The organism is Streptomyces avicenniae (assembly GCF_000719135.1).
Lineage (GTDB): Bacteria > Actinomycetota > Actinomycetes > Streptomycetales > Streptomycetaceae > Streptomyces > Streptomyces avicenniae.
The window spans coordinates 109,231-129,430 of the sequence record NZ_JOEK01000012.1 but is presented as its reverse complement, the minus strand read 5'-3'; the positions used below and the strand labels follow the sequence as shown (position 1 = coordinate 129,430).

General features: G+C 74.3%; 16 protein-coding genes. 10 read left to right on the top strand and 6 right to left on the bottom strand.

Annotated elements, in window-relative coordinates; translation table 11 throughout:
* The first annotated feature begins 48 nt into the window (after window positions 1-48).
* Genes IF27_RS20910 through IF27_RS20900 form a run of 3 tightly spaced genes read left to right on the top strand, consistent with a single transcriptional unit; the run spans window position 49 to window position 2,126 of the window.
* Window positions 49-672, top strand: a complete 624-nt coding sequence (locus IF27_RS20910) for a LysE family translocator (protein WP_052851219.1) — start codon at window positions 49-51, stop codon at window positions 670-672.
* 57 nt (window positions 673-729) lie between these two features.
* On the top strand, window positions 730-1,488 hold the full coding sequence (locus IF27_RS20905; RefSeq protein WP_052851218.1) for a MerR family transcriptional regulator: 759 nt from the start codon (window positions 730-732) through the stop codon (window positions 1,486-1,488).
* A 35-nt stretch (window positions 1,489-1,523) separates the two neighbouring features.
* Window positions 1,524-2,126 carry a hypothetical protein gene (locus IF27_RS20900; protein WP_223291138.1) on the top strand — a complete coding sequence of 201 codons (603 nt, stop codon included), beginning with the start codon at window positions 1,524-1,526 and terminating at the stop codon, window positions 2,124-2,126.
* 7 nt (window positions 2,127-2,133) lie between these two features.
* Here IF27_RS20900 and treZ read toward each other — a convergent pair whose 3' ends face one another.
* Window positions 2,134-3,885, bottom strand: coding sequence for a malto-oligosyltrehalose trehalohydrolase (treZ, locus tag IF27_RS20895; RefSeq protein WP_052851217.1), 1,752 nt, complete (start codon window positions 3,883-3,885; stop codon window positions 2,134-2,136).
* A 36-nt stretch (window positions 3,886-3,921) separates the two neighbouring features.
* Window positions 3,922-4,857 carry a GNAT family N-acetyltransferase gene (locus IF27_RS20890; RefSeq protein ID WP_052851216.1) on the bottom strand — a complete coding sequence of 312 codons (936 nt, stop codon included), beginning with the start codon at window positions 4,855-4,857 and terminating at the stop codon, window positions 3,922-3,924.
* A gap of 1,254 nt (window positions 4,858-6,111) precedes the next feature.
* Between IF27_RS20890 and IF27_RS20885 the strand changes: the two genes are divergently transcribed.
* Both IF27_RS20885 and IF27_RS20880 read left to right on the top strand, forming a co-directional pair.
* The gene (locus tag IF27_RS20885) at window positions 6,112-6,582 is read left to right on the top strand and encodes a MarR family winged helix-turn-helix transcriptional regulator (RefSeq protein ID WP_052851215.1); all 471 of its coding nucleotides are present in this window, start codon (window positions 6,112-6,114) and stop codon (window positions 6,580-6,582) included.
* Between the two features lie 347 nt (window positions 6,583-6,929).
* Window positions 6,930-8,102, top strand: coding sequence for a phenylacetate--CoA ligase family protein (locus IF27_RS20880; RefSeq protein WP_190233054.1), 1,173 nt, complete (start codon window positions 6,930-6,932; stop codon window positions 8,100-8,102).
* Between the two features lie 46 nt (window positions 8,103-8,148).
* Here IF27_RS20880 and IF27_RS20875 read toward each other — a convergent pair whose 3' ends face one another.
* Window positions 8,149-9,822: an FAD-dependent monooxygenase gene (locus IF27_RS20875; protein WP_110946098.1), complete on the bottom strand. Its 1,674-nt coding sequence runs from the start codon at window positions 9,820-9,822 to the stop codon at window positions 8,149-8,151.
* 725 nt (window positions 9,823-10,547) lie between these two features.
* On the opposite strand from IF27_RS20875, the gene IF27_RS20870 reads away from it, so the two are divergent.
* From IF27_RS20870 to IF27_RS20850, 5 genes are all read left to right on the top strand, one after another.
* The gene (locus IF27_RS20870) at window positions 10,548-11,660 is read left to right on the top strand and encodes a ScbA/BarX family gamma-butyrolactone biosynthesis protein (protein ID WP_052851212.1); all 1,113 of its coding nucleotides are present in this window, start codon (window positions 10,548-10,550) and stop codon (window positions 11,658-11,660) included.
* A gap of 10 nt (window positions 11,661-11,670) precedes the next feature.
* Entirely contained in the window at window positions 11,671-12,375 is a 705-nt protein-coding gene (locus IF27_RS20865; RefSeq protein ID WP_052851211.1) for an HAD family hydrolase, read from the top strand.
* Window positions 12,372-13,475 (top strand): 3-oxoacyl-ACP synthase III family protein, encoded by a 1,104-nt coding sequence (locus IF27_RS20860; RefSeq protein ID WP_052851210.1) that lies wholly within the window; start codon window positions 12,372-12,374, stop codon window positions 13,473-13,475. Before IF27_RS20865 ends, IF27_RS20860 begins: the two co-directional genes overlap by 4 nt.
* A 441-nt stretch (window positions 13,476-13,916) precedes the next feature.
* Window positions 13,917-15,350, top strand: coding sequence for an MFS transporter (locus IF27_RS20855; RefSeq protein WP_052851209.1), 1,434 nt, complete (start codon window positions 13,917-13,919; stop codon window positions 15,348-15,350).
* Window positions 15,351-15,358: 8 nt separating this feature from the next.
* Window positions 15,359-16,348 (top strand): cyclase family protein, encoded by a 990-nt coding sequence (locus tag IF27_RS20850; RefSeq protein WP_190233053.1) that lies wholly within the window; start codon window positions 15,359-15,361, stop codon window positions 16,346-16,348.
* Between the two features lie 214 nt (window positions 16,349-16,562).
* On the opposite strand, the gene IF27_RS20845 is transcribed toward IF27_RS20850, so the two are convergent.
* The 3 genes from IF27_RS20845 to treY all read right to left on the bottom strand — a co-directional run bounded on the left by IF27_RS20845 (window position 16,563) and on the right by treY (window position 20,141).
* Window positions 16,563-16,994 (bottom strand): MarR family winged helix-turn-helix transcriptional regulator, encoded by a 432-nt coding sequence (locus tag IF27_RS20845; RefSeq protein WP_052851207.1) that lies wholly within the window; start codon window positions 16,992-16,994, stop codon window positions 16,563-16,565.
* Between the two features lie 290 nt (window positions 16,995-17,284).
* The gene (locus IF27_RS20840; RefSeq protein WP_052851206.1) at window positions 17,285-17,548 is read right to left on the bottom strand and encodes a hypothetical protein; all 264 of its coding nucleotides are present in this window, start codon (window positions 17,546-17,548) and stop codon (window positions 17,285-17,287) included.
* 154 nt (window positions 17,549-17,702) lie between these two features.
* Window positions 17,703-20,141: a malto-oligosyltrehalose synthase gene (gene treY, locus IF27_RS20835; protein WP_052851205.1), complete on the bottom strand. Its 2,439-nt coding sequence runs from the start codon at window positions 20,139-20,141 to the stop codon at window positions 17,703-17,705.
* Window positions 20,142-20,200: the final 59 nt, after the last annotated feature.

Sequence of the window (20,200 nt, the reverse complement as noted above, 5' to 3'; positions counted from 1 at the left end):
ACGGAAAAGCCGTCGCCGCCCCAGGGGCTGGCGGCCAGACTGTCCCCCATGTGGAGCAACTTCGCGGCGTTCCTCGGCGCCTGCACGCTGATCGCCCTCTCGCCTGGTCCCAGCACCGTGCTCATCGTCCGGCAGTCGCTCCGCAGCCGCAGGGCGGGTATGTGGACGGTGCTCGGCAACGAGAGCGGCGTCTTCGTCTGGGGCCTGTGCGCGGCGCTCGGCCTGACCGCCGTCCTTGAGGCGTCCGAGGTGGCGTACGACGTCATCCACGTCGTCGGCGCGGTCGTCCTCCTCGGCTTCGGCGTCCAGGCGCTGCGCGCCGCCCGGCGCGGCGACCTCGCCGGGCTCACTCCGGCCGTACGCACCGCGGAGCCCACCGACCTGCGGGACTACCGGGCGGGGCTGCTGCTCAACCTCGCCAACCCGAAGGCGGGCATCTTCGCCCTGGCGTTCCTCCCGCAGTTCGTGCCGGAGGGGGCGCCGCACTTCGCGTCGATGGTGGCGCTGGCGGCGTTCTGGGCCGTCTTCGAGGTCGGCTTCTACTCCTGCTACGTCTGGGGCGTCAGCCGTCTGTCGGCCGCGCTGTCGCGGCCGGGCGTGCGGCGCCGTCTGGAGCAGGTCTCGGGCGGTGTGATGATCGCCCTGGGGATACGGCTCGCGCTGGACACCTGACGGCCCCGACCCGGCCCGCTTGACCTTGACGCGGCGGCAACGTCTCTACTGGCGCCCATGCGCATCGGAGAACTGGCGGACCTCGTCGGCGTCACCCCTCGGGCCGTCCGGCACTACCACCGCCTCGGGCTGCTCCCCGAGCCGTCGAGACGGTCCAACGGGTACCGCGTGTACACGCTGCGGGACGCCTTGGCGCTCTCCCGTATCCGCTGCCTCGTCGCGCTCGGGATGAGCCTGGACGAGGTGCGGGACGCCCTCGCGGACGGCACGGGCAAGGACCTCGTCGAGATCCTTGCCGCCCTGGACACCGACCTGGCCCGCCAGGAGGAGGACATCCGGCGCCGCCGCGCCAGGCTCGGCGTGCTGATCGCGCAGGCCGGAAGGACCGGGCGGCTGTCCGCCGAGGCCGTCGTCGCCCCAGGACTCGCCGCGCTCCTCGACGACACGGCCGACGCCTCGTCCGCGACGGCGGCCCGCGAGCGTGAGCTGCTGGCCCTGCTCGGGACCGGCCCGCACGGGGACGGCGGCGCATGGCTCACGGAGCTGGAGCACGCCCTCGCCGCCGACCCGGATGCGGTACGCCGCGTCCACGCGCGGATGGACGAGCTGGCCGGGGCCGCCGAGGACGACCCACGGGTGGAGGAGGTCGCGCGGGACATCGCCGGGATCGTCCCCGACACGGTGGCGCGGGCGCTGCGTGCGAGGGACGGCGGTGGGGAGGGCGGGTTCGCGGACGCGTTCTTCGCCGAGTACGCTCCCGCCCAGGCGGCGGTCGTACGCCGCGCCGTCGCGCTGCTCACCGGGCGTGCCGCATGAGGACGCCCCGCCGGGCCGGGCGACCGTCCGCGAAGGTGGCCGCGCGTCTGCGTGGACACGCCGCCCGTGAACTGACCCTCGCGGCATGCCTGTTGCGCTGGGCAGCCCGCCGGGGCCCGCACGGCGTGGAGGACGGTGGCCTCCCCGTCCCCTACGCGCGGCAGCAGACGGGGACCCTGTTCGTGCTCCTGTTCGTCTGCGCCGCCGAGACCGTGGCCACCGCCTTCCTGATCCCCTGGCCCGTGGTCCACGCCGTCGCGCTCGCCCTCGGCCTCTGGGGCTGCTGGTTCGTCGTTGCGCTCCACGCCTCCTGCGTCGTGCGCCCGCACGTGATCGGCGCCGACGGGTCGCTGCGTCTGCGGTACGGGGCCCTGCTGGACATCCGCGTCCCGGCCGATCGCATAGGCGCCGTCCTGCAGGATCGCGCGTTCACCGACACGGGGCCGGGCGCGGTGGACGGTGACGGCGTCGCCGACCTGGCCGTCGCCGGGCAGACGACGGTCACCGTGCAGCTCACCGCGCCGGTGGCGTACACGCGCGTCCTCGGCAGGCCCGCGGCGGCCCGCGTGTTCCGCTTCCACGCCGACGACCCCCTCGCCGCCGTCGCGGCGCTGCGTGCGGCGAGCGGGAGGTCCTGACGAGGCGTCAGTCCTCGCGCAGCAGGACGACCACCGCCTCGGGCGGCAGCGTCAGGTGGCCGTCCGGTTCGCGGGTCGCGTCCTCGTCCGAGGCGGCGAGCGGCGTGTACAGCCCGCCGCCCAGCGGGACGCGGGCCCGTTCTGCGGGCGAGAAGTTCGCCGCCACCGTCAGCGGCCCGGCGTGGACGAGCAGCCAGCCCGCCTCCTGGTCGTGCAGGGCCGTCACGTCCGCCAGGGTCAGGTCGGCGGGCAGGTAGCGGTGGCGCAGCGCGATCAGCCGCCGGTGCCAGTCCAGCAGCCACGCCGCGTCGCCCTTGCCGTCCTCACCGTCGGGCCAGGCCAGGCAGGAGCGGTCGCGCGTCGCCTGGTCCTGCGGGTCGGGGATCTCGGCCTCCGCCCACCCGTGCCCCCCGAACTCCCGCCGCCGCCCTGACCGTACGGCCTCGGCGAGGTCGGGGTCCTGATGGTCGGTGAAGTACTGCCACGGCGTCGTCGCGCCCCACTCCTCGCCCATGAACAGCATCGGCGTGAACGGCCCGCACAGCACCAGCGCCGCCCCCAGCGCCTGCCGCCTGGGGCCGACCAGCGCGGCCAGCCGGTCGCCCAGCGCGCGGTTGCCGATCTGGTCGTGCGTCTGGTCGTACCCCACCAGCCGGTACGCGGGCGTCGCCGGGTCGAGCGGGCGGCCGTGCGACCTGTCGCGGAACGCGGACCAGCCGCCGTCGTGGAAGAAGCCGCGCGTCAGGGTGGCGGCCAGGGCGTCGAGCGGGGCGCGGGCGAAGTCGGCGTAGTAGCCCTGGGACTCGCCGGTCAGCGCGGCGTGCAGGGCGTGGTGGAAGTCGTCGTTCCACTGGCCGTGGATGCCGAGGCCGTTCCGGTCGCGCTGGGCCGTGGTGCGCGGGTCGTTGCGGTCGGACTCGGCGATCAGGAACAGCGGCCTGCCCACCTCGGCGGCCAGCAGGTCCACCTCGGCGGACAGCTGGGCGAGCAGGTGCTCGGCGCGGTCGTCGGCCAGTTCGTGGACGGCGTCGAGCCGGAGCCCGTCCAGCCGGAAGTCGCGCAGGAACGCGACGGCGCTGCCGACGAAGTACGCGCGCACCTCGTCCGAGCCCGGCGCGTCCAGGTTCACCGCCGAGCCCCACGGCGTGTGGTGGCGGTCGGTGAAGTACGGGCCGAAGTCAGGCAGCCGGTTGCCCGAGGGGCCGAGGTGGTTGTGGACCACGTCGAGGACGACGCCCAGGCCGTGGCCGTGCGCCGCGTCCACGAAGCGCTGGAGCGCCTCGGGGCCGCCGTACGGCTCGTGCACGGCCCAGGGCGCCACGCCGTCGTACCCCCAGCCGTGGCGGCCGGGGAAGGGGCACACCGGCATCAGCTGGACGTGCGTCACGCCCAGCAGCGCCAGGTGCGCGAGCCGCCCGGCCGCCGCGTCGAAGGTGCCCTCGGGGGTGAACGTGCCGATGTGCGTCTCGTAGAGCACGGCGCCCGGCAGGCCGCGCCCGGCCCACGGGTGCCGCCAGGGGTGGGCGGCGAGATCGACCACCGCCCCCGGCCGCTCAGGACCGTCCGGCAGGCGGCGGGCGCGGGGGTCCGGCAGGACCTGCCCGTCGTCCAGTGCGAAGCCGTACCGGTCGCCGGGGACGGCCTCCTCCTCCGCGCGCCACCATCCGGCGCGGGCGGGGTCGGCGTCCATGGCGCAGGACCGCCCGGACAGGTCCAGCGTGACGCGGTGCGCGTGGGGTGCCCATACCTCGAACAGCATGGGCACCATGCTCCGCGCACCGCGCCGCCGGGGCAATCAGGCCACGGCGGGTCCCGGGGGTGTCATGCACCAGGTGATCTGTGCGACGGGGTACCCGGCGCGGGCGAACGCCTTGGCCATCGGGACGTTCCCGACGTCCGTGGCCGCCGCGATCTTCTCGACGCCCTCGGCCGCCAGCGTGTGCGTGCATTCGGCGAGCAGGTCGTACGCGTACCCGTGGCCGCGCTGCTCGGGCACCACGCCGACGAACCCGACGATCGGCGCCGTCGGGTTGTACGCGGGCACCTGGATGCCGACCAGTTCGCCCTCGGGCGTGTACGCCAGGCGCCACCACGCGCGGGGGGAGGGGCACCAGTGGAAGAAGTCCAGCTCCTCCTGCGCGGCCTGCTCCACGCCGCCCGCCTCGACGGCCAGCCGGGCGTGCCCGTCGAGGGTGACGGTGTGGACGCGCCGCAGCGTCTCCAGGATCCGCGCGTCGTCCGGCTCCGGGCGGAAGACGAGGCGTCCTGGACGCTCCGGCAGCCCGTCGGACGGGCGCCAGAGGTAGCGGTACCGCTCGACCAGCGTCGTGTACCCGGCGGCCGTGGCGGCGGCGATGCGGGACTCGGCGGCGACGCGGGTGCGCGGCTCGTCGCGCCAGCCTGCCGGGAGGAGCAGCCCGTACTCGCCGCGCAGCGGGGTGCGCCTGAGCAGTTCGGCCCCGGCGGCCTGATCGGTGAAGTCGAACCAGTCGAGGACCTTCGGCTCGGTGTCCTCTGGCCCGGCCCAGAAGGCGGCGCGGGCCACGACCTCGCCGCCGCGTTCGGCGATCCAGGTCCACTCGGGGCGGTACTCGCCGCCCTCGGCGAGCGTGGCGTAGGTGTCGCGGGGCGGGTCGAGCAGCGCGCGGCCGACGAGCCCAGGGTCGGGCAGGGAGGTGAACAGGGCCGTCGCCTCGTCCTCGACGAGGTGACGGATGACCAGGTCGGTCATGGAGAACCTTCCGGAAGCGGTGGTGCGCGCCGTCCGGGTCAGCCGGGGAAACGCCCGGGGCACGGGCTGGGGAGGCGCGCGGCGGTGGTGGTGTGCATGGCGGCGCCTCCTTCCGTTCCTCGTCGGGCGTCCGGGGGACGATACCCCGCCGAGGGCGCCGAGGGGTAGCCCGCTCCCGGTGCCCACGATCCGTCGGCATGGAACCGGCCCCGCCGGGCACCCGCACGGTGGGAAGGGTTCGGACGGGACCCCCGGGAGCGCGTCCTGCGATGGTGGCGGAGGGCGCGCTCCCGGGCACGCCGCCGTACGCCCCGGTGTGTATCTCCCGATGTACGGAAGGTGAACTACCCTGCCCGCGGCCGGAATCGGTGGAGGTCCGGGCGCGATCGGCCGCGTACTCCCTGGGTGATTGCCGGGGGAATGCCGGGACGGGCGGCGGGCGTCGATCCCGCGTGGCGGCCGGATGTGCGACGTACGGGCGTGGCCGCTTTCCGATTTCCCGCGCGGGGTGTCCCGGTCTGCAAATCCTCTCCTGGGACGGGGCGGGGTGGAGTTGACTCCAACGATTTCCGCGACGGCTCGCGGCATTGCCCGGGGCGGTGCGCCGTGCCGGACTTCCCGCGCCGGGGGCGGACGTCCCGCCCGTCCCGCGCGGACGGTCCCGGCGTTCGCTCTCCGTCGCCGGAGGACGATCTTCCGGTTGCGCGGCCCGGGCCCCGAGGCCGGTGGGCGTGGCGTTCGCGCCCCCGCCCGACGCGGAACGCCGCCCGTGGTCCCCGGCGACATACCGGGCAGTATCGGCGATGCCGCCCGTCGGTGGACCGTGCCACCGCTTCGGCGCCGTCGGGCCCCGATGCAAGGGGAACACCCGTCCCGTTCGCACCGCGCCGCCCGCGGGGCGGCGGGATTCACGGAGCGTCGCCCGCCCCGCCGGGGACCGGAGGCCGCGGCCGTCCGTCCGTGGCGCCGCCGACCGTGCTTATGCGTATGGTCGGCGCCCGGCGAATGCCGCATTCACCCCGTGCGCGGGGAAAACGCGGGTGAACGGCGCGGCCCCGCGCGCCGCTTGTGCCGTTCCGTGTTTGCGTCGCCGTCCGACTGCCGCTTGGCAAAGTCTTATTGATACTCTTCGTGTTGCCTTCCCCTCACTCTCCCTCTCGCCTTCCGTCCGCTTCGGGCTTCCATTCCGTCGTACAGGAATCCGGCCGTTTGCGGTCTTGTCCCATGAGAATCCATCTACATAACGTGGTTGATATGTCCCTTCCCGCACACGAGCGCATCGGCCACCACATCCGGAGGGTCGAGCAGGAGCTGGTCTCGGCGAAGCACTCGGTGCTGCGCCCCTTCAAGGTCAATGTGCCGCAGTACTACGTGCTGCTCGCCTTGTCGCAGGAGTCGGGACTTTCCGGCGCGGCGCTCGCCCGCAGATGCATGGTCACCCCGCAGACCATGTCCTCCGTTCTCGCCACCCTGGAGAACCGCGGACTGGTGGAACGCACCCCGCACCCCCGTCATCACCATGTCCTGGAGAGCCGGCTCACCCCGACCGGGCGTTCGCTGATCGACGAGGCCGACGCCGCCGTGGCGGAGGTCGAGGAGAGACTTTCCGCCGCCTTCTCCGAGGAGGAGACCGGCTGTCTCCTCGCGGCGCTCGACCGCTGCCTGGTGGCGCTCGGCGAGCCGCCCGCCCGGCGGTCCGGCGGGACGTCCCGGGGCGGCGCCTGACCCGTCCGCGCGCGCCGGTGTGAAGACCGGTGAAGAACGCGCGCGCCGCCCGTAAAGAACTGGACGGCGAATCTCCGCTTCGCCGCGGGTGCCGTCTGTTTCCGACCAAAGGCCACGCCGTGTCGAGATTGTCGGGCCCCGAAGTGCCCTGTGCTTCGCACCTCGCGCACACGATGTACCTATCGGAAACCAGATCCGGCCAATTCGGGGGTATGTTATCGAGAGCGGTGGGGGAGCCCTGGGGGTCGTTGCGTGCGTTCGTCTGCAGTGGAGGTCCACAACAAATGTCGTCCACGAAGCGGTCATCCGGCGTTGTCGAGGCGGAAGTCTCCGCGACTCACCTACGGTTGATACTCCGCGGCGCGCGGCGCATCCCCTCGCTGAACCGTAAATACCGTGGTGTACCGGACGACCCGCGCGAGCCGCTGGTACTGGTCGATCTCCCGGTGCTGACTCCGCTCGAATTGTCGGCCGCGACCGACGAGTTGTTGCGCGGGAGCCGTCCCGACGACGGCTCCGTGGTCTACGCGAGTGGCGGTACACCGGAGAACCCCCGTCTCAGCCTGCTGCCCGAGGACATGTTCGTGAAGGAGGTGCGGACCGCCTGGCACGCCCTGGGGCACGGTGACCTCCTCGCCAACTTCTTCTCGCCGGGCCGCCAGTGGCCGGTCCACGCGTTCTACAACCGGCTCGCCTCCCGCAGCGGCGCGACCGCCCTGTCCGTCGGCGACCTGCCGGAGAGCCAGTTCGGCCGCGACCTCGCCCTGTGCGCCCGGTACGGCGTGAACGCCGTCGCCGCCCCGCCCGGGGTCGTCGGGCGGCTCCTGCGCCACCGCGCCGCCGGGCACCAACTCCCCTGGCTGCGCAAGCTCCTGATCGGCGGCGCCTTCCACGACCGCACCCCGGCCGCCGAGCTGGCGGCCCTGCTGCCCGGCGTCCAGGTCTGGCAGCTCTACGGATCTGCCGAGGCGTGGATGGTCGGTCACCGCGGCCCCGGCTGCCCCGAGGGCGTGTTCCACACGCTGCCGCACCAGCACGCGGAGATCGACGGCGGACGCATCCTCGTCACCACGACCGGGGTGCGCCGGGCCCCCGCCCTGATCCGCTACCTGATCGGCGACCGCGGCGAACCGGCCGGGTGCGCCTGCGGCCGGTCCGGGCGCGCCCTGCGGGTCCTGGACCGGATCGCGCCCTCCGTCGTCCTCCAGGGCAGCGCGGTGCGGGCCGGGGAACTCGTCGATCTGGCCCTGGCCACCGGGGACGTGACGGCCGCCCAGGTCGCGATGGTCGGCACGCCAGGGGGCGAGGACCGCCTCGAACTGCGCGTCCGCCTCGCGGACGACGTGCCGGACGACCAGTACACGCGCGAGTGGATCAGGCACCAGGTGCTGGAGCGGCACCTCGCGCTCGACGCCACGGGCAGCGAGTACTCCGACGACTTCCAGGTCGTGCCGGTGGAGCGGCTGGAGCGCCGTGGTCCCGGCGAGCCGCCGGTGCTGGTGCGCGAGGCGGCCGGGTGAGCCCCGTGACCACCCGCGCGGGCGCACCGGCGGCGTCCCGGCCTCCTCAGGACGCGACAGGATCGGCCGCCGCCCGCCGTGCCGCCGCCCCGGGCCGCGCCGGGCCCGTGGCGCCCGTGGCGTCCGGCGCGCCGAGAACGGCCGTCAGCTCGGCCCGCAGCCGCTCGGCGTCGCCCGCGTGCCCGTGCGCCGCGACATGACCGTCCGGCCTGACCAGGTAGTACCCCTGCCGCCCGCAGCCCGTCACCCGCCGGGCGGTGGCGAGCGGCAGGTCGGCCAGCCGCAGCCCCGGCCGGTCCGCCGTCACCGCGGCGAGCCGCGCGCGCCAGCCAGGGGCCGAGGAGGGCCGCACCACGACGAGGCTCCAGCCCATCGGGTCGCTCCCCGGGCCCGCGATGCCCAGCGGCACGGCCAGCTCGCGGGGGAAGACCGCGCCGACCCGCAGCCGTCCGGGGAGCCTGCCCAGCAGGCGGCACGACGCGCCCCGGTCGCCGGGCCGCTGGCTGTCGCGCACGACCGGGTAGGCGATCCGGCGGCCCGCCATCACCGGCGCGTACAGGCGGGCCATGACGCCGGTGCGGTCGGACAGGCGGAACGCGGCGTCGCGCACGGCGACCTTGCCGCGCTGCTTGACCATCCACGCGCGGGTCTGGACGTCGGTGTCGCGCACCACCTGGTGGGCGACGGAGGAGCGTTCAGGGCCGTAGCTCAGCAGCAGGTCGGACGGCGCCTCGCCGCGCAGCACGGCGGCCAGCTTCCAGGCGAGGTTGTGGGCGTCCTGGAGCCCGGTGTTGAGGCCCTGGCCGCCCGCCGGGCTGTGGATGTGCGCCGCGTCGCCCGCGATGAAGACGCGGCCGAGCTGGAAGTCGTTGGCGTGCCTGGCGTGCACGCGGAAGACGCTCTCCCACACGGGATCGACGATCCGCACCCCGGCGGGGCCGCGTTCGTCCACGATCCGCTGCATGCTCTCGACGCTGACGGCCTCGCCCGGCGCGAGGCTGCTGAAGAACCGGAAGACGCCGTCAGGCAGCGCGACGATGACCAGCGCGCCCGCGGGGGACTGGTAGTAGAGCGCCTGGTCGCGCGGCAGCGATCCCTCGATGTGCGCGTCCACCAGGGCGAACGCCGACTCGTAGGTGCTGCCGGTGAAGCCGGTGCCGATGAGGCTGCGCACCGTGCTGCCCGCGCCGTCCGCGCCGATGACGAAGGCGGACCTGCTGCGTTCGACGCGGCCGTCCGCGTGCTCCAGGATCGCGGTGACGCCGTCCGTCGCGTCCACGCGGCCGGAGAAGTCGAGGCCGTCGAAGTTCAGCAGCCGCACGCCGCGTTCCACGGTGCCGCCCAGCCGGGTGAGGACGCCGCGCAGGACGTCCTCGGTGCTGTTCTGCGGCAGGCACACCGGCGCGAGCGAGGGCGTGAACGGGAAGGTGGCCAGCAGGTCCCGGTCCGAGTAGTAGCTGAAGGCGTTGATGTCGAGCCCCGCGCCGCGCAGTTCGTCCAGGGCGCCGAGGTCCTCGAAGAGGTCGAGACTGCGGGGCCACATCAGCAGGGCCTTGGGGAACGGGGACGGCTCGGGCGCCCGGTCCACGAGGCGTACCCGCACGCCGCGTCGCAGCAGCTCGCAGGCCGCCATCATCCCGACCGGGCCCGCCCCGACGACCAGGACGTCGTGCTCGGCCGGTGCCGCGCCACCCCGCCGTTCCTCCACCGCGCTTCCCATACCTGTGACTCCCATCCGATTGACGGCAAGGATCAGATCTCTTATGGTCATTCGAGATCATAGGTCAGATCGACAGCTGAGACTAGGGGAGCGGTTCGATGACCGACCTCACGAGTGCCGGGACGCCGCCCACGGCGCCCCGGCCGGACGAGGACGGAGCACGGCCGGTGCTGCCCGCCGTCAACCGGACGGGCCTCGGCGCCCGGCCCCGGCGGACGGCCTCCCCTGTCCCGGCGCGCGGTCCGGCCGCTGATCCGCTCCCGGACGGGACCACCGGCCATTGGGGAGGGAACGTGTCCGCGGCACCGTCCGCGGCGCGCGTTCCCATGGCCGGGGCTCCTGCCGTTCCGGGGGTCAGGGGCCATGCCCCGGACCTGTCGCCGTGGCACGCCGCGCCGACGGCACGCCGGACATCGCTGTCCGGCGGCACCCGCCAGGGCTCCGCGCCGCGGAGCCGGCTCAGCGACGAGCCCACGGCTCCGCACGCCGCCGCACCGGCGGCGGCACCGCGCGCGGACCTCCGCGGCGCGCACCGCACCGCCCCGGCGCTCCGATGTGCCGGGGACAGCGCCCCCATGGAGGCGGTCACGGCCTGAGCGGTCCCACGACCGCGTTCCCGTCCAGGGGCCACCGGTGCCGTGCGCGCGCACGGCCCTGCCCGAATCCCCGTAGCGGCACGTACCAGAAGCGAAGGACTGATACTTCGACCACGAAAGGCCGGCTACATGAGCATGATCTCGTTCACCCGCCAGGCGGCGCGCGCGCTGCCCGACGGGCTGGAGCTCGACTACAGCCGTACGGTGGACCGGCTCCTCGTGCACCGCGACGCGCTCGGCGAGGTCTTCCTCACGGACCTCCAGCGGCTCGACGACGAGAGCTACGTCGCGGCGGCACAGCTGCCCCGCTCCCACGCGTACTACGGCGACCACCTGCTGCGGCCCAACTGCTACGACCCGCTGCTGATCATCGAGGCGTGCCGTCAGGCGAACCTGGCGGGCGCCCACCGCTTCTACGCGGTCGCCGAGGACGACAAGTTCATCCTCACCCACATCGACCTCAACCTGACCCACCCGCGGGCCGTCGTCGTCGGCGCCGCCCCCTTACCGCTCGTGATGCACGTCCGCGTCGTCCACCGCAAGGAGCGGGACGGCCGGGTCACCGGCCTCGACTACGTCATCGAGCTGTCCGTCGCGGGCACCGTGATCGGCCACGCCGAGATGGGCCTGCGCTTCAAGACCCCCACCGACTACCTCACCCTCCGGCTCGGCAACCGCGGCGGCGTCCCCCTCCCGTCGTCCGCCACGCATCCGGAGAGCACGCCGGGCGCCCCTGTCGCCCCGCACCTGGTCGGCCGCGCCTCGCCCGACAACGTCGTCCTCGTGGACGCGCGGACCGCGGGCGGCGTCAGCCGCGCCGGGCTGCGCATCCCGGCCGGGCACGCCAGCATGTTCGACCACCCGCAGGACCACCTGCCGGGCATGGTCATCGCCGAGGGCGCACGCCAACTGGCGCTCCTCACCGCGCTCGACGCGCGCGGCATGTCGGCCGCCAAGGTCATCCCGACGGCCCTGGCCGTGCGGTTCACGCGGTTCGGCGAGCTGGAGGACGCGACGGTCCTCACCGCGCGCGCCGGCGACCAGGTCCGCACCGACCCGGCGGACGCCGGGGTCTACTACACGCAGGGCGGCGTCCTCGACCTCGGGGACGACACCGCCTACCCCCACGGGACCGCGGAGGGCGCCGCGCTGGAGCAGCTGCCCGTCCGCGTCGAGGCACGCCAGCGCGACGAGCTGCTGTGCCTCATCGACATCACCCTCACCCGCGTAGCGGTCCGCTAGGAGGACAGCAGTGCACGAGAACACGACGGCTGCGGTGGCGTTCTCGGACGTGGACGAGACGCTGATCCGGCTCAAGAGCATGTTCAGCTTCCTGGAGTTCCACCTGGCACGACGCGGTGAACCCGCCGGCACCTTCGAGCGGCTGACCGCGGAGATACGGCGCGGCGCGGACAGCGGTGTCCCGCGCCACGAGATCAACCGCCGGTACTACCGGTTCTTCACGGACGAGAGCGCCGCCGGGCTCGCGGCCTCTGGCCGCGCCTGGTACGCGCGGGAGACCGCGCGCGGCCTCTACGTCCCCGAGGTGCGGCGCGCGCTCGCGGCGCACCGGGCGGCGGGCGACACGCTCGTCCTCGTCTCGGGCTCCTTCTTCGCCTGCCTCGACCCGATCGCCGAGGAGACGGGGGCCGACCGCGCGTTCGGCACCCGCCCGGTGATCCGGCGCGGCCACCTCACCGGTGAGGTGCTCGTGCCGATGATCGGCGCCGCCAAGGGACGCGCGGCACGCGTGACCCTGGCCCTGCGGGGCGCCGACCCGGACGCGTCCACCGCGTACGGCGACCACATCAGCGACCTCGACCTGCTGCGCGCCGTGGGGCGGCCCGTCGTCGTCGGTTCCGACCCCCACCTGGGCGCCCACGCGGAGCGGGCCGGCTGGCGCCGGCTGCCCCTCGACCCCACCGCGTCCCGTCCCGAGGAACTGGAGACCGTATGAACCGCATAGGCATCCTGGGCACCGGCTCCTTCCTGCCCGAGGTCGTCGTGACGAACGAGGAGATCGCCCGCGGCGCCGGTGTCACGGACGAGTGGATCACCCGGAAGACGGGGATCAGGGAGCGGCGCCGGGCCGAGGAACGGCACGCCACCTCCGACCTCGCCGCGGCGGCGGCCGAACGCGCCCTGCGCCAGGCCGGGGTGCGCCCCGACCAGGTGGCGTTCATCGCGCTGGCCACCTCGACGCCCGACCAGCCGCAGCCGCCGACCGCCAGCTTCGTGCAGCATCTGATCGGCGCGACCAACGCGGCGGCGTTCGACGTGAACGCGGTGTGCAGCGGCTTCGTCTACGCGCTGTCCCTCACCGAACGCGTCCTGCGCGCCGACCCGGAGGCCGAGGGGCGCTACGGCCTCGTCATCGGGGCGGACATCTACTCGCGCATCCTCGACTACTCCGACCGCAAGACGGCCATCCTCTTCGGCGACGGCGCCGGAGCGGTCGTGCTGGGCCGCACGCCCGAGGGCGACCGCAGCGGCATCCTGTCCACCAGCCTCATCAGCCGGGGCGACCAGCACCGGCTGATCGGCGTCCCGGCCGGGGGCAGCCGCCTTCCGGCCTCGGCCGACACCGTCGAGGCGGGCTCGCACTTCTTCCAGATGGACGGCCGCGGCGTGCGCAGCTTCGTCCAGGAGAACCTGCCGAAGGCCGTCCAGGCGCTGCTGGGTTCCGCCGGTGTCGCGGCGGAGGACGTGAAGCACTTCGTCCCGCACCAGGCGAACGGCGTCATGCTGCGTGAGGTCTGGCCCGAGCTGAAGCTCGTCAACGCCACGCTCCAGCTCACCCTGGAGCTGCACGGCAACACGGGGGCCGCCTCGGTGCCCGTCGCCCTCGACGAGATCCACCGCAGGGGCGAGCTGGCCGAGGGGGACACCGTGCTGCTGTCCGCGTTCGGCGGCGGCATGGCGGTCGGCTCCGCGCTGGTCAGCTGGGGCAGGACCCGGCACGCGCTGCCCGACCGCGCCGTCGAGCGCGAGACGGCGGTCGTGCCGCAGCAGCGGCGGCCAGGACAGCGGCTGCGGCCCGCGGCGGTCGCGAGCTGACGCAGGACCGGGGCGGGCCACGCGCCGAGCGCGGCCCGCCCCGGGCCCCCACGAGACACGGGGCATCGGCACGGCAGTTCCGCATGCCCCCCGACCGCGTACGGCGCGGCCCCACACCGGTGGGCCGCGCCGTATCACCCCTCGCTCGCAAGGCACTTGACTCTGGCAATGTCACAAGCCATAAGATGTCTTATGAGCGGAAGGGGCCTTACTTAGGCGCCGCCGCCCGCCCGGCAACGCACCACCGACCCGACGCCCGCACCGCCTCCGCCAGGACACCGTCCTGCCCGGACGCGGCGCCCCGCGCCGTCCGCCGGAACGGCGACGCCCGCCGGGGCCGCTCAGGCCCCGGCCCGTCCCCCGACCACTCTCCCGAACGAATTGCTGAGGTTTTCCCATGGCTGAACGAGTGGCCTCCGCCCTGCCCGGCGGGTCCCCCTCATGACGACCACGACCGCACGCGAGCCCTGGCCCGTGGCGATCGTCGTCTGCCTGTCGGCCGCACTGCTCCCCATCTCCCTGACCGGCGGCGCGCTGGCCGCGCCCCACGTCGGCTCCGACTTCGACAGCGGCGTCGCGGCGACGCAGTGGGTCGCCAACGCGTACATGCTGACCTTCGCCGCGTTCATGGCCGTGACCGGTTCCCTGTCGGACCGGGTCGGCCGTCGCAAGCTGTTCCTCGGCTCCCTCGCCCTGTTCGCCGCCGCCGGGTTCCTGGCCGCCGCCGGGCCCACGGTCCTCGTGGTCGATCTGGCCCGCGCGCTCGCCGGGGCGGGCGCCGCCGGGGTGATGACGTCGGGCAGCGCCGTCCTGGCCGAGGCGTACACCGGCCCCCGGCGCCCCCGCGTCTTCGCCATGCTCGGCACGTCGATCGGGCTCGGTCTCGCCCTCGGCCCGCTGATCGGCGGCGCCCTCGTCGCGCTGGGCGGCTGGCGCACGCTGTTCGCCGTGATCGCCGGTATCGCGACCGTCATGCTGCTGGTCTCGCCTGCCGTCGTCCGCGAGTCGCGCGGACCCGCGGGTGACGTGGACTGGGGCGGCGGCATCACGTTCACGGCCGGTCTCTCCGCGCTCATCTTCTCCCTCGTCCAGGCCCAGCAGCTCGGCTGGACCCACCCGGTCGTGCTGCTCGCCGCCGTGGGCGGCGCCGGGCTGCTCGGGCTCTTCGGCGCGATCGAACGGCGGCGGCCCGAGCCCCTGTTCGACGTGTCGCTGCTGGCGCTGCCGAAGTTCCTGGCCGTCTGCGTCGTCCCGACCGTGCTGGCCTTCGGCTTCGTCGCCCTGCTCGTGCTCCTGCCGCCCTACCTCGGGGCCGTCGAGGGCGCCGACTCGGGCGAGGTCGGGCTGTCGCTCGCGATGATGACGGTGCCGACGCTGGTCGTGCCGATGTTCGCCGGGCTGCTGGCCCAGCGGCTGTCGCCCCGGACGATCCTGGTGCTCTCGCTGCTCCTCCAGGCGGCGGGCGCCGTCTGGCTCACCGGCGGTTTCCACCCCGTGGCCGTCGCCCTGGTGGGCGCCGGGTTCGGCCTCTCGCTGACGATCCTGGACGGCACCGCCGTCTCGGTCGTCGATCCCGGCCGCAGCGGCATGGCCGCCGGGCTGTTCAACACCGTGCGTCTCACCGGTGAGGCGGTCGGTATCGCCGCCGTCGGTGCGGCGCTGTCCACCTTCCTGCACTCCAGGGTCGGTGACTCCGACGCCGCCGCGCTGCTGCGCGGCGAGTCCGTGGGGGATCTCGCCGCCGACTACACCGGAGCCCTCGCCGTCGTCCTGTGGGCGGTCGCCGGGCTCTCCCTCGCCGGAGCCGCCGTCGTGTGGCGCCTGCTGTCCCAGCCAGAACCCGCGCCGGTCGCCGAGCCGGTCGTCCTGACGTAAGGAACGCCATGTGCAGTCCCGCCCTCATGCGCAAGGTCACGATGCCGGAGCACGTCCCCGGCCACGGACACGGTCACGGTCACGCGAGCACGGACGCGGCTGAGCACGCGTCCGGCCACGAGCACGCCCACCGCGCCCACACGCGGACCGGCCACGACGACGCCCCCGCCTCCCGCGGCAAGGGCGCCGGGCGGCTGGTGGGCCGCCGTAACCTCTTCCGCCTCTCGGCGGCCAGCGGCGCCGGTATCGCCGCGACCGCGGCGATGAGCGGTGTCGCCAGCGCGGAGAGCGTGACGTCCGCGCTGTCGCGCAACCCGCGGATCGCCGACCTGACGCATGAACTGGGCGAGGACTTCCCGGTCTTCTGGCCGCTCGTGCCGCAGCCGGAGTTCCACCAGACGCGCTCCATCGAGGTGGACGGCTTCAACGTCCTCGAACTGAAGATCGACGAGCACTCCGGCACGCACATCGACCCGCCCGGCCACTTCCACGACGGCGGTCTCACCGTCGAGCAGCTGCCCGTGGAGTGGCTGGTCGCCCCGCTGGCCGTCATCAGGATCGCCGACCGCGCGGCCCGCGACCCGGAGACCGGGCTGACCGTGCGTGACATCCGGCGCTACGAGAGCCGCTACGGGCGGCTGCCCGCGCGCTCCGTCGTGGCGATGGACTCCGGCTGGTGGCGCCGCGTCAACCAGCCGGGCGCGTACAACAACCAGGGCGCGGACGGCGTCTTCCGCTTCCCCTGCATCACGGAGGAGGCGGCGGCGTTCCTGGTGGAGGAGCGCAACATCGTCGGCGTCGCCGTGGACACCAACAGCCTCGACGGCGGCGGCACCTCGCCCGTCGCGCACCAGATCCTGCTGCCCGCGGGCAAGTACGGCATCGAGAGCATCGCCGCCCTCGACACCGCGCCCGACCGCGGCGCCCTGCTGGTCGTCGGCGCGCCCAAGCACCGCGGCGGCTTCGGCGGCCAGATCCGGGCCCTGGCGCTGCACTGACACACCGCTGTCGGCACGTTCCGGCGCCGGTCCCGCCAGCCGCGGGACCGGCGCCGCGTCGTTCCCGGCGGCGCGGCGGCCCCACGGGTCACGGCGGCTGACGACCCGTCAGCGGGGCGGGTCCTGGAGCCCCGCCGTGCGCCGTGCGCCTTTTCCCGGATTTTCCCTCGGTTTTCCCACGGCTTTACCCCCGGCCGGGCCCGCGGGCCCGGCGTCAGCTCTCCAGCGCGTGGGAACAGCGGTCCAGGTACTCAAGGAACGACGTGATCTCCTCGGGCGTGAACAGGTCGCTCAGCCGCTGCTCGACGGCGACCGCCGCCTTGTCCGCCTTGCGCAGCCTGGTCCTGCCGAGCGCGGTGAGCCGCGTCTCCAGCACGTGGTGGTGCGTCGGGTGCGGCAGCCGTTCGACCAGCCCCTCGCGCTCCATCGTGCCGAGCACGGCGGACATGGTCTGCGGCGTGACCAGGCAGCGGCGGGCGAGACCCGCGCCGGTCAGGCCCGGTTCCGTGGACAGGACCAGCAGCACGGTGTACTGCGGCACGGTCAGACCGAACGCCTGCACGGCCGCGTGCTTCGCCGCGATCAGGTGCTGTTCCGTCCGCTTGATGTGGTGGCCGATGCGGTCATCGACGGAGAGTTTCGTCACAGTGCTTCCCGCTTCACAGTAGGGCCGTTGCCTGTGATCTCGCGGAGAACCGTCCTGTCACGGGGCTCGGACAGATGCATGGCCCCAGTATGTCCGGCCCGCTGTCGCGGTCGAGCCCGCCCCTCGTGCACTCCCCCGGAGAGATCCACCTGCTGTTCGTTATCTTATACCCATAAGGTTGCGATCAGTGAGGGTCCGGTGCAGATGAACGTGCATCCGGTTCTCGAGCACGCGAAACCGGCGGGTCCGTGAGGACCCGCCGGTGGGGATGACGCGCGCGTGGGGGCCGTTCAGCGCCGCCAGGCCGCTTCCTTCTTGGCTTCCTTCTTCGCGGCGAACTCGAAGCCGCCGCCGAAGCAGCTCTCGCCGTAGTAGGGGTTGTCGTGGTAGATACCGGCGTGGATCTCGCAGCCGCGGAGCCAGCCCTTGCCGCTCACCTCGGCGGACTTCTCGGCGGCCTTCGACCCCGCGCCGTGGGCGAGGGCGCCCCCGGCGCCGCCGACGACGAAGGTGGCGGCCAGCACGCCGGTCGCGAGCGCGGTACGGATACGCATGGTGTTCCTCCTGCGGATGGGCTTGTGCGCCTGGCGTGTTGTACGCCGCCGGGCTGAGGTGATCGTTCCGCAGCGGTCCGCCGCCGCCCCGGAACCCCGGCGCGGTGTCACCGGCACGAGTGACCGGGATACGTGCGAACGGTCCCCCTCGCGGTCAGTCCTCCCGCACGAGCAGCGCCACGGGCGCCCCGGCGAACAGCTCCGCGAGCGGCGTCCTGCCCGTCGCCCGGCGCCCCGTCAGCAGGTCACGCCAGTCGCCCGGCGGCAGCGGCAGCACGGTCCCGTTCCAACCGCCCGCCGTCGCGAGGCGGGCCGACAGCCGGGTCACCGCGGTCACCACGCGCTCCGCCCGCACGAACGCCAGGCAGTGCTCCGCCGCCTCGCCCTCACCCGTCAGCGACCGGTAACCCCCCTGCTCCCCGAACCACTCGGGGTGGCCACGCCGCAGCCGCAGCGCCGTCGCCGTCAGCCGCAGCTTCTCGTCCGCCAGCCCGACCGAGCCGCCCTCGGGCACGCGCCCGGCGGGCGCCCCGCCCTCCGCGTCCAGCGCCGCGAGCCGCGCGACGGGCAGTGCCGCCGACCGCCTGTTGTCCGGATCCACCAACGCCACGAACCGCGTCTCCGAGCCGCGGTAGACGTCAGGGACGCCCGGCATCGTCAGGTGCACCAGCGCCGTCCCCAGCACGTTCGCGCGCACCAGCGGCGCCATCGCCTCGGCGAACACGCCGAGTTCGGCGCCCGCGGCGCCGCCCGGCCCCGCGCGCAGGAACCGCCCGACCGCCGCCTCGTACGCCTCGTCGGGCTCCGTCCACGTCGTGTGCAGCGCCGCCTCCCGCACGGTCTTGAGCAGCGCAGCCGACAGCCGCTCCCCGTCCGGGTCGTCCGCGCCCGCGAGGGCGTACGCCGTCTGCCAGGCGGTCCAGGCCACATGCGGGTCCGGGGCACGCACGCCACCGCGCGCCGTCTCCTCCGTGAGCCGCACGACGAGTTCCGACCAGCCCTCGGGCACCTCGGACAGCGCGGCGAGCGCGGCCCGCACGTCCCCACTGCGCTTCGTGTCGTGCGTGGACAGCAGGGTCCCGCTCAGCGGCCAGTCGCGCTGGAGCCGCAGGCAGAACGCGTGGAACGCGACCGGCGGCAGCGCCGGGGTGTCCGGCTCGCCGCCCACCTCGGCCGCCGACAGCAGCGGCGCGTACCGGTAACCCGCAGTGTCCTCCGCCGACTTCGCCCGCAGCGCGGAGGCCACCTGCGCGAACCGCACGCGGAACTCGTCGCCCGCCTCCCCGTAGCGGCCGAGCGCCAGGTCACGCACCGTGTCCACCGCCGCCGCCTCGCCCGCGACGGCGAACGCCGCGCGCGCCCCGTCGGCCGCCGACGCGAGCATCGCCTCGTCCACCGGCGACGCCGGGACCCCGGCCGCCACGTACGGCCGGTACACCGGCAGCCGCACCAGCACCTCGACGAGCGCCGTCCGCAGCGCCCACGGCGCGTGGTCCCGCAGCCGCACGTCAGGCAGCGTCCTGCACACCGCCTCGGCCACCCGCGCCAGGCGGTTCGTCTCGGCCGCCAGCTCGTGCGTGAGCATCCGGTACGCCGCCCGCCGCAGCGTCGGCCCCCACGCGCCGCCCAGGTCGGGCGGCGCGCCCGTGAACGCCCGGTAGGCGTCGGCCAGCCGCTCCGCGCCGTCCCCGTCGGTGAACACCGCGTCGATGTAGCGCCGCGCGTCGTAGCCCGTCGTCCCGTCGATCGGCCAGGTCGCGGGCAACTGCTCGCCCGCGCCCAGGATCTTCTCCACGACGGTCCACACGCCGCCCGTGCGCACCCGCAGGGTCCGCAGGTAGGTGCCGGGGTCGGCGAGCCCGTCCGGATGATCGACGCGCAGCCCGTCCACCAGGCCCTCGTCCACCAGCCGCAGCAGCGTCGCGTGCGACGCCTCGAACACCTCGGGCACCTCGACGCGCACGCCGATCAGCTCCGAGATCGCGAAGAAGCGCCGGTAGTTCAGCTCGGTCCGCCCCAGCCGCCACCACACCAGGCGGTAGTGCTGGGCGTCCAACAGCTCGGCCAGCGGCAGGTGCTCGGTGCCGGGACGCAGCGGGAAGCGGTGGTCCCAGTAGTGCAGCGTCCCGTCCTCGACGGTCAGCGCGCCCAGTTCGCCGCCCAGCGGCCCGCCCAGCACCGGCAGCAGCACGCGCCCGCCGCCCGCCGCCCAGTCGATGTCGAACCAGTCCGCGGACGCCGCGCCGGGCCCGTTCCGCAGGACGTCCCACAGCGGCGCGTTCAGGTCCGTGCGTGCCGGGACCGCCATGTGGTTGGGCACGATGTCCAGCACGAGCCCGAGACCGTGACGGCGCGCGGTCGCCGCCAGCGACCGCAGGCCCTCCTCGCCCCCCAGCTCGGCCCGCACCCGCCGGTGGTCCGTCACGTCGTAGCCGTGCTGCGATCCCGGCACGGCCTCAAGCACCGGCGACAGGTGCAGGTGCGACACCCCGAGGGACGCCGCGTACGGCACGGTCTCCTCCGCAGCGGCGAACGGGAAGTCGGGCGTGAGCTGCACCCGGTACGTGGCCGTGGGCGGCCGGCGCGCTGTCATGAGGTGCCTCTGCCCACGGCGCCGCCCACCCAAGCGCGGGTGATCCCCGTGCGAGCTGC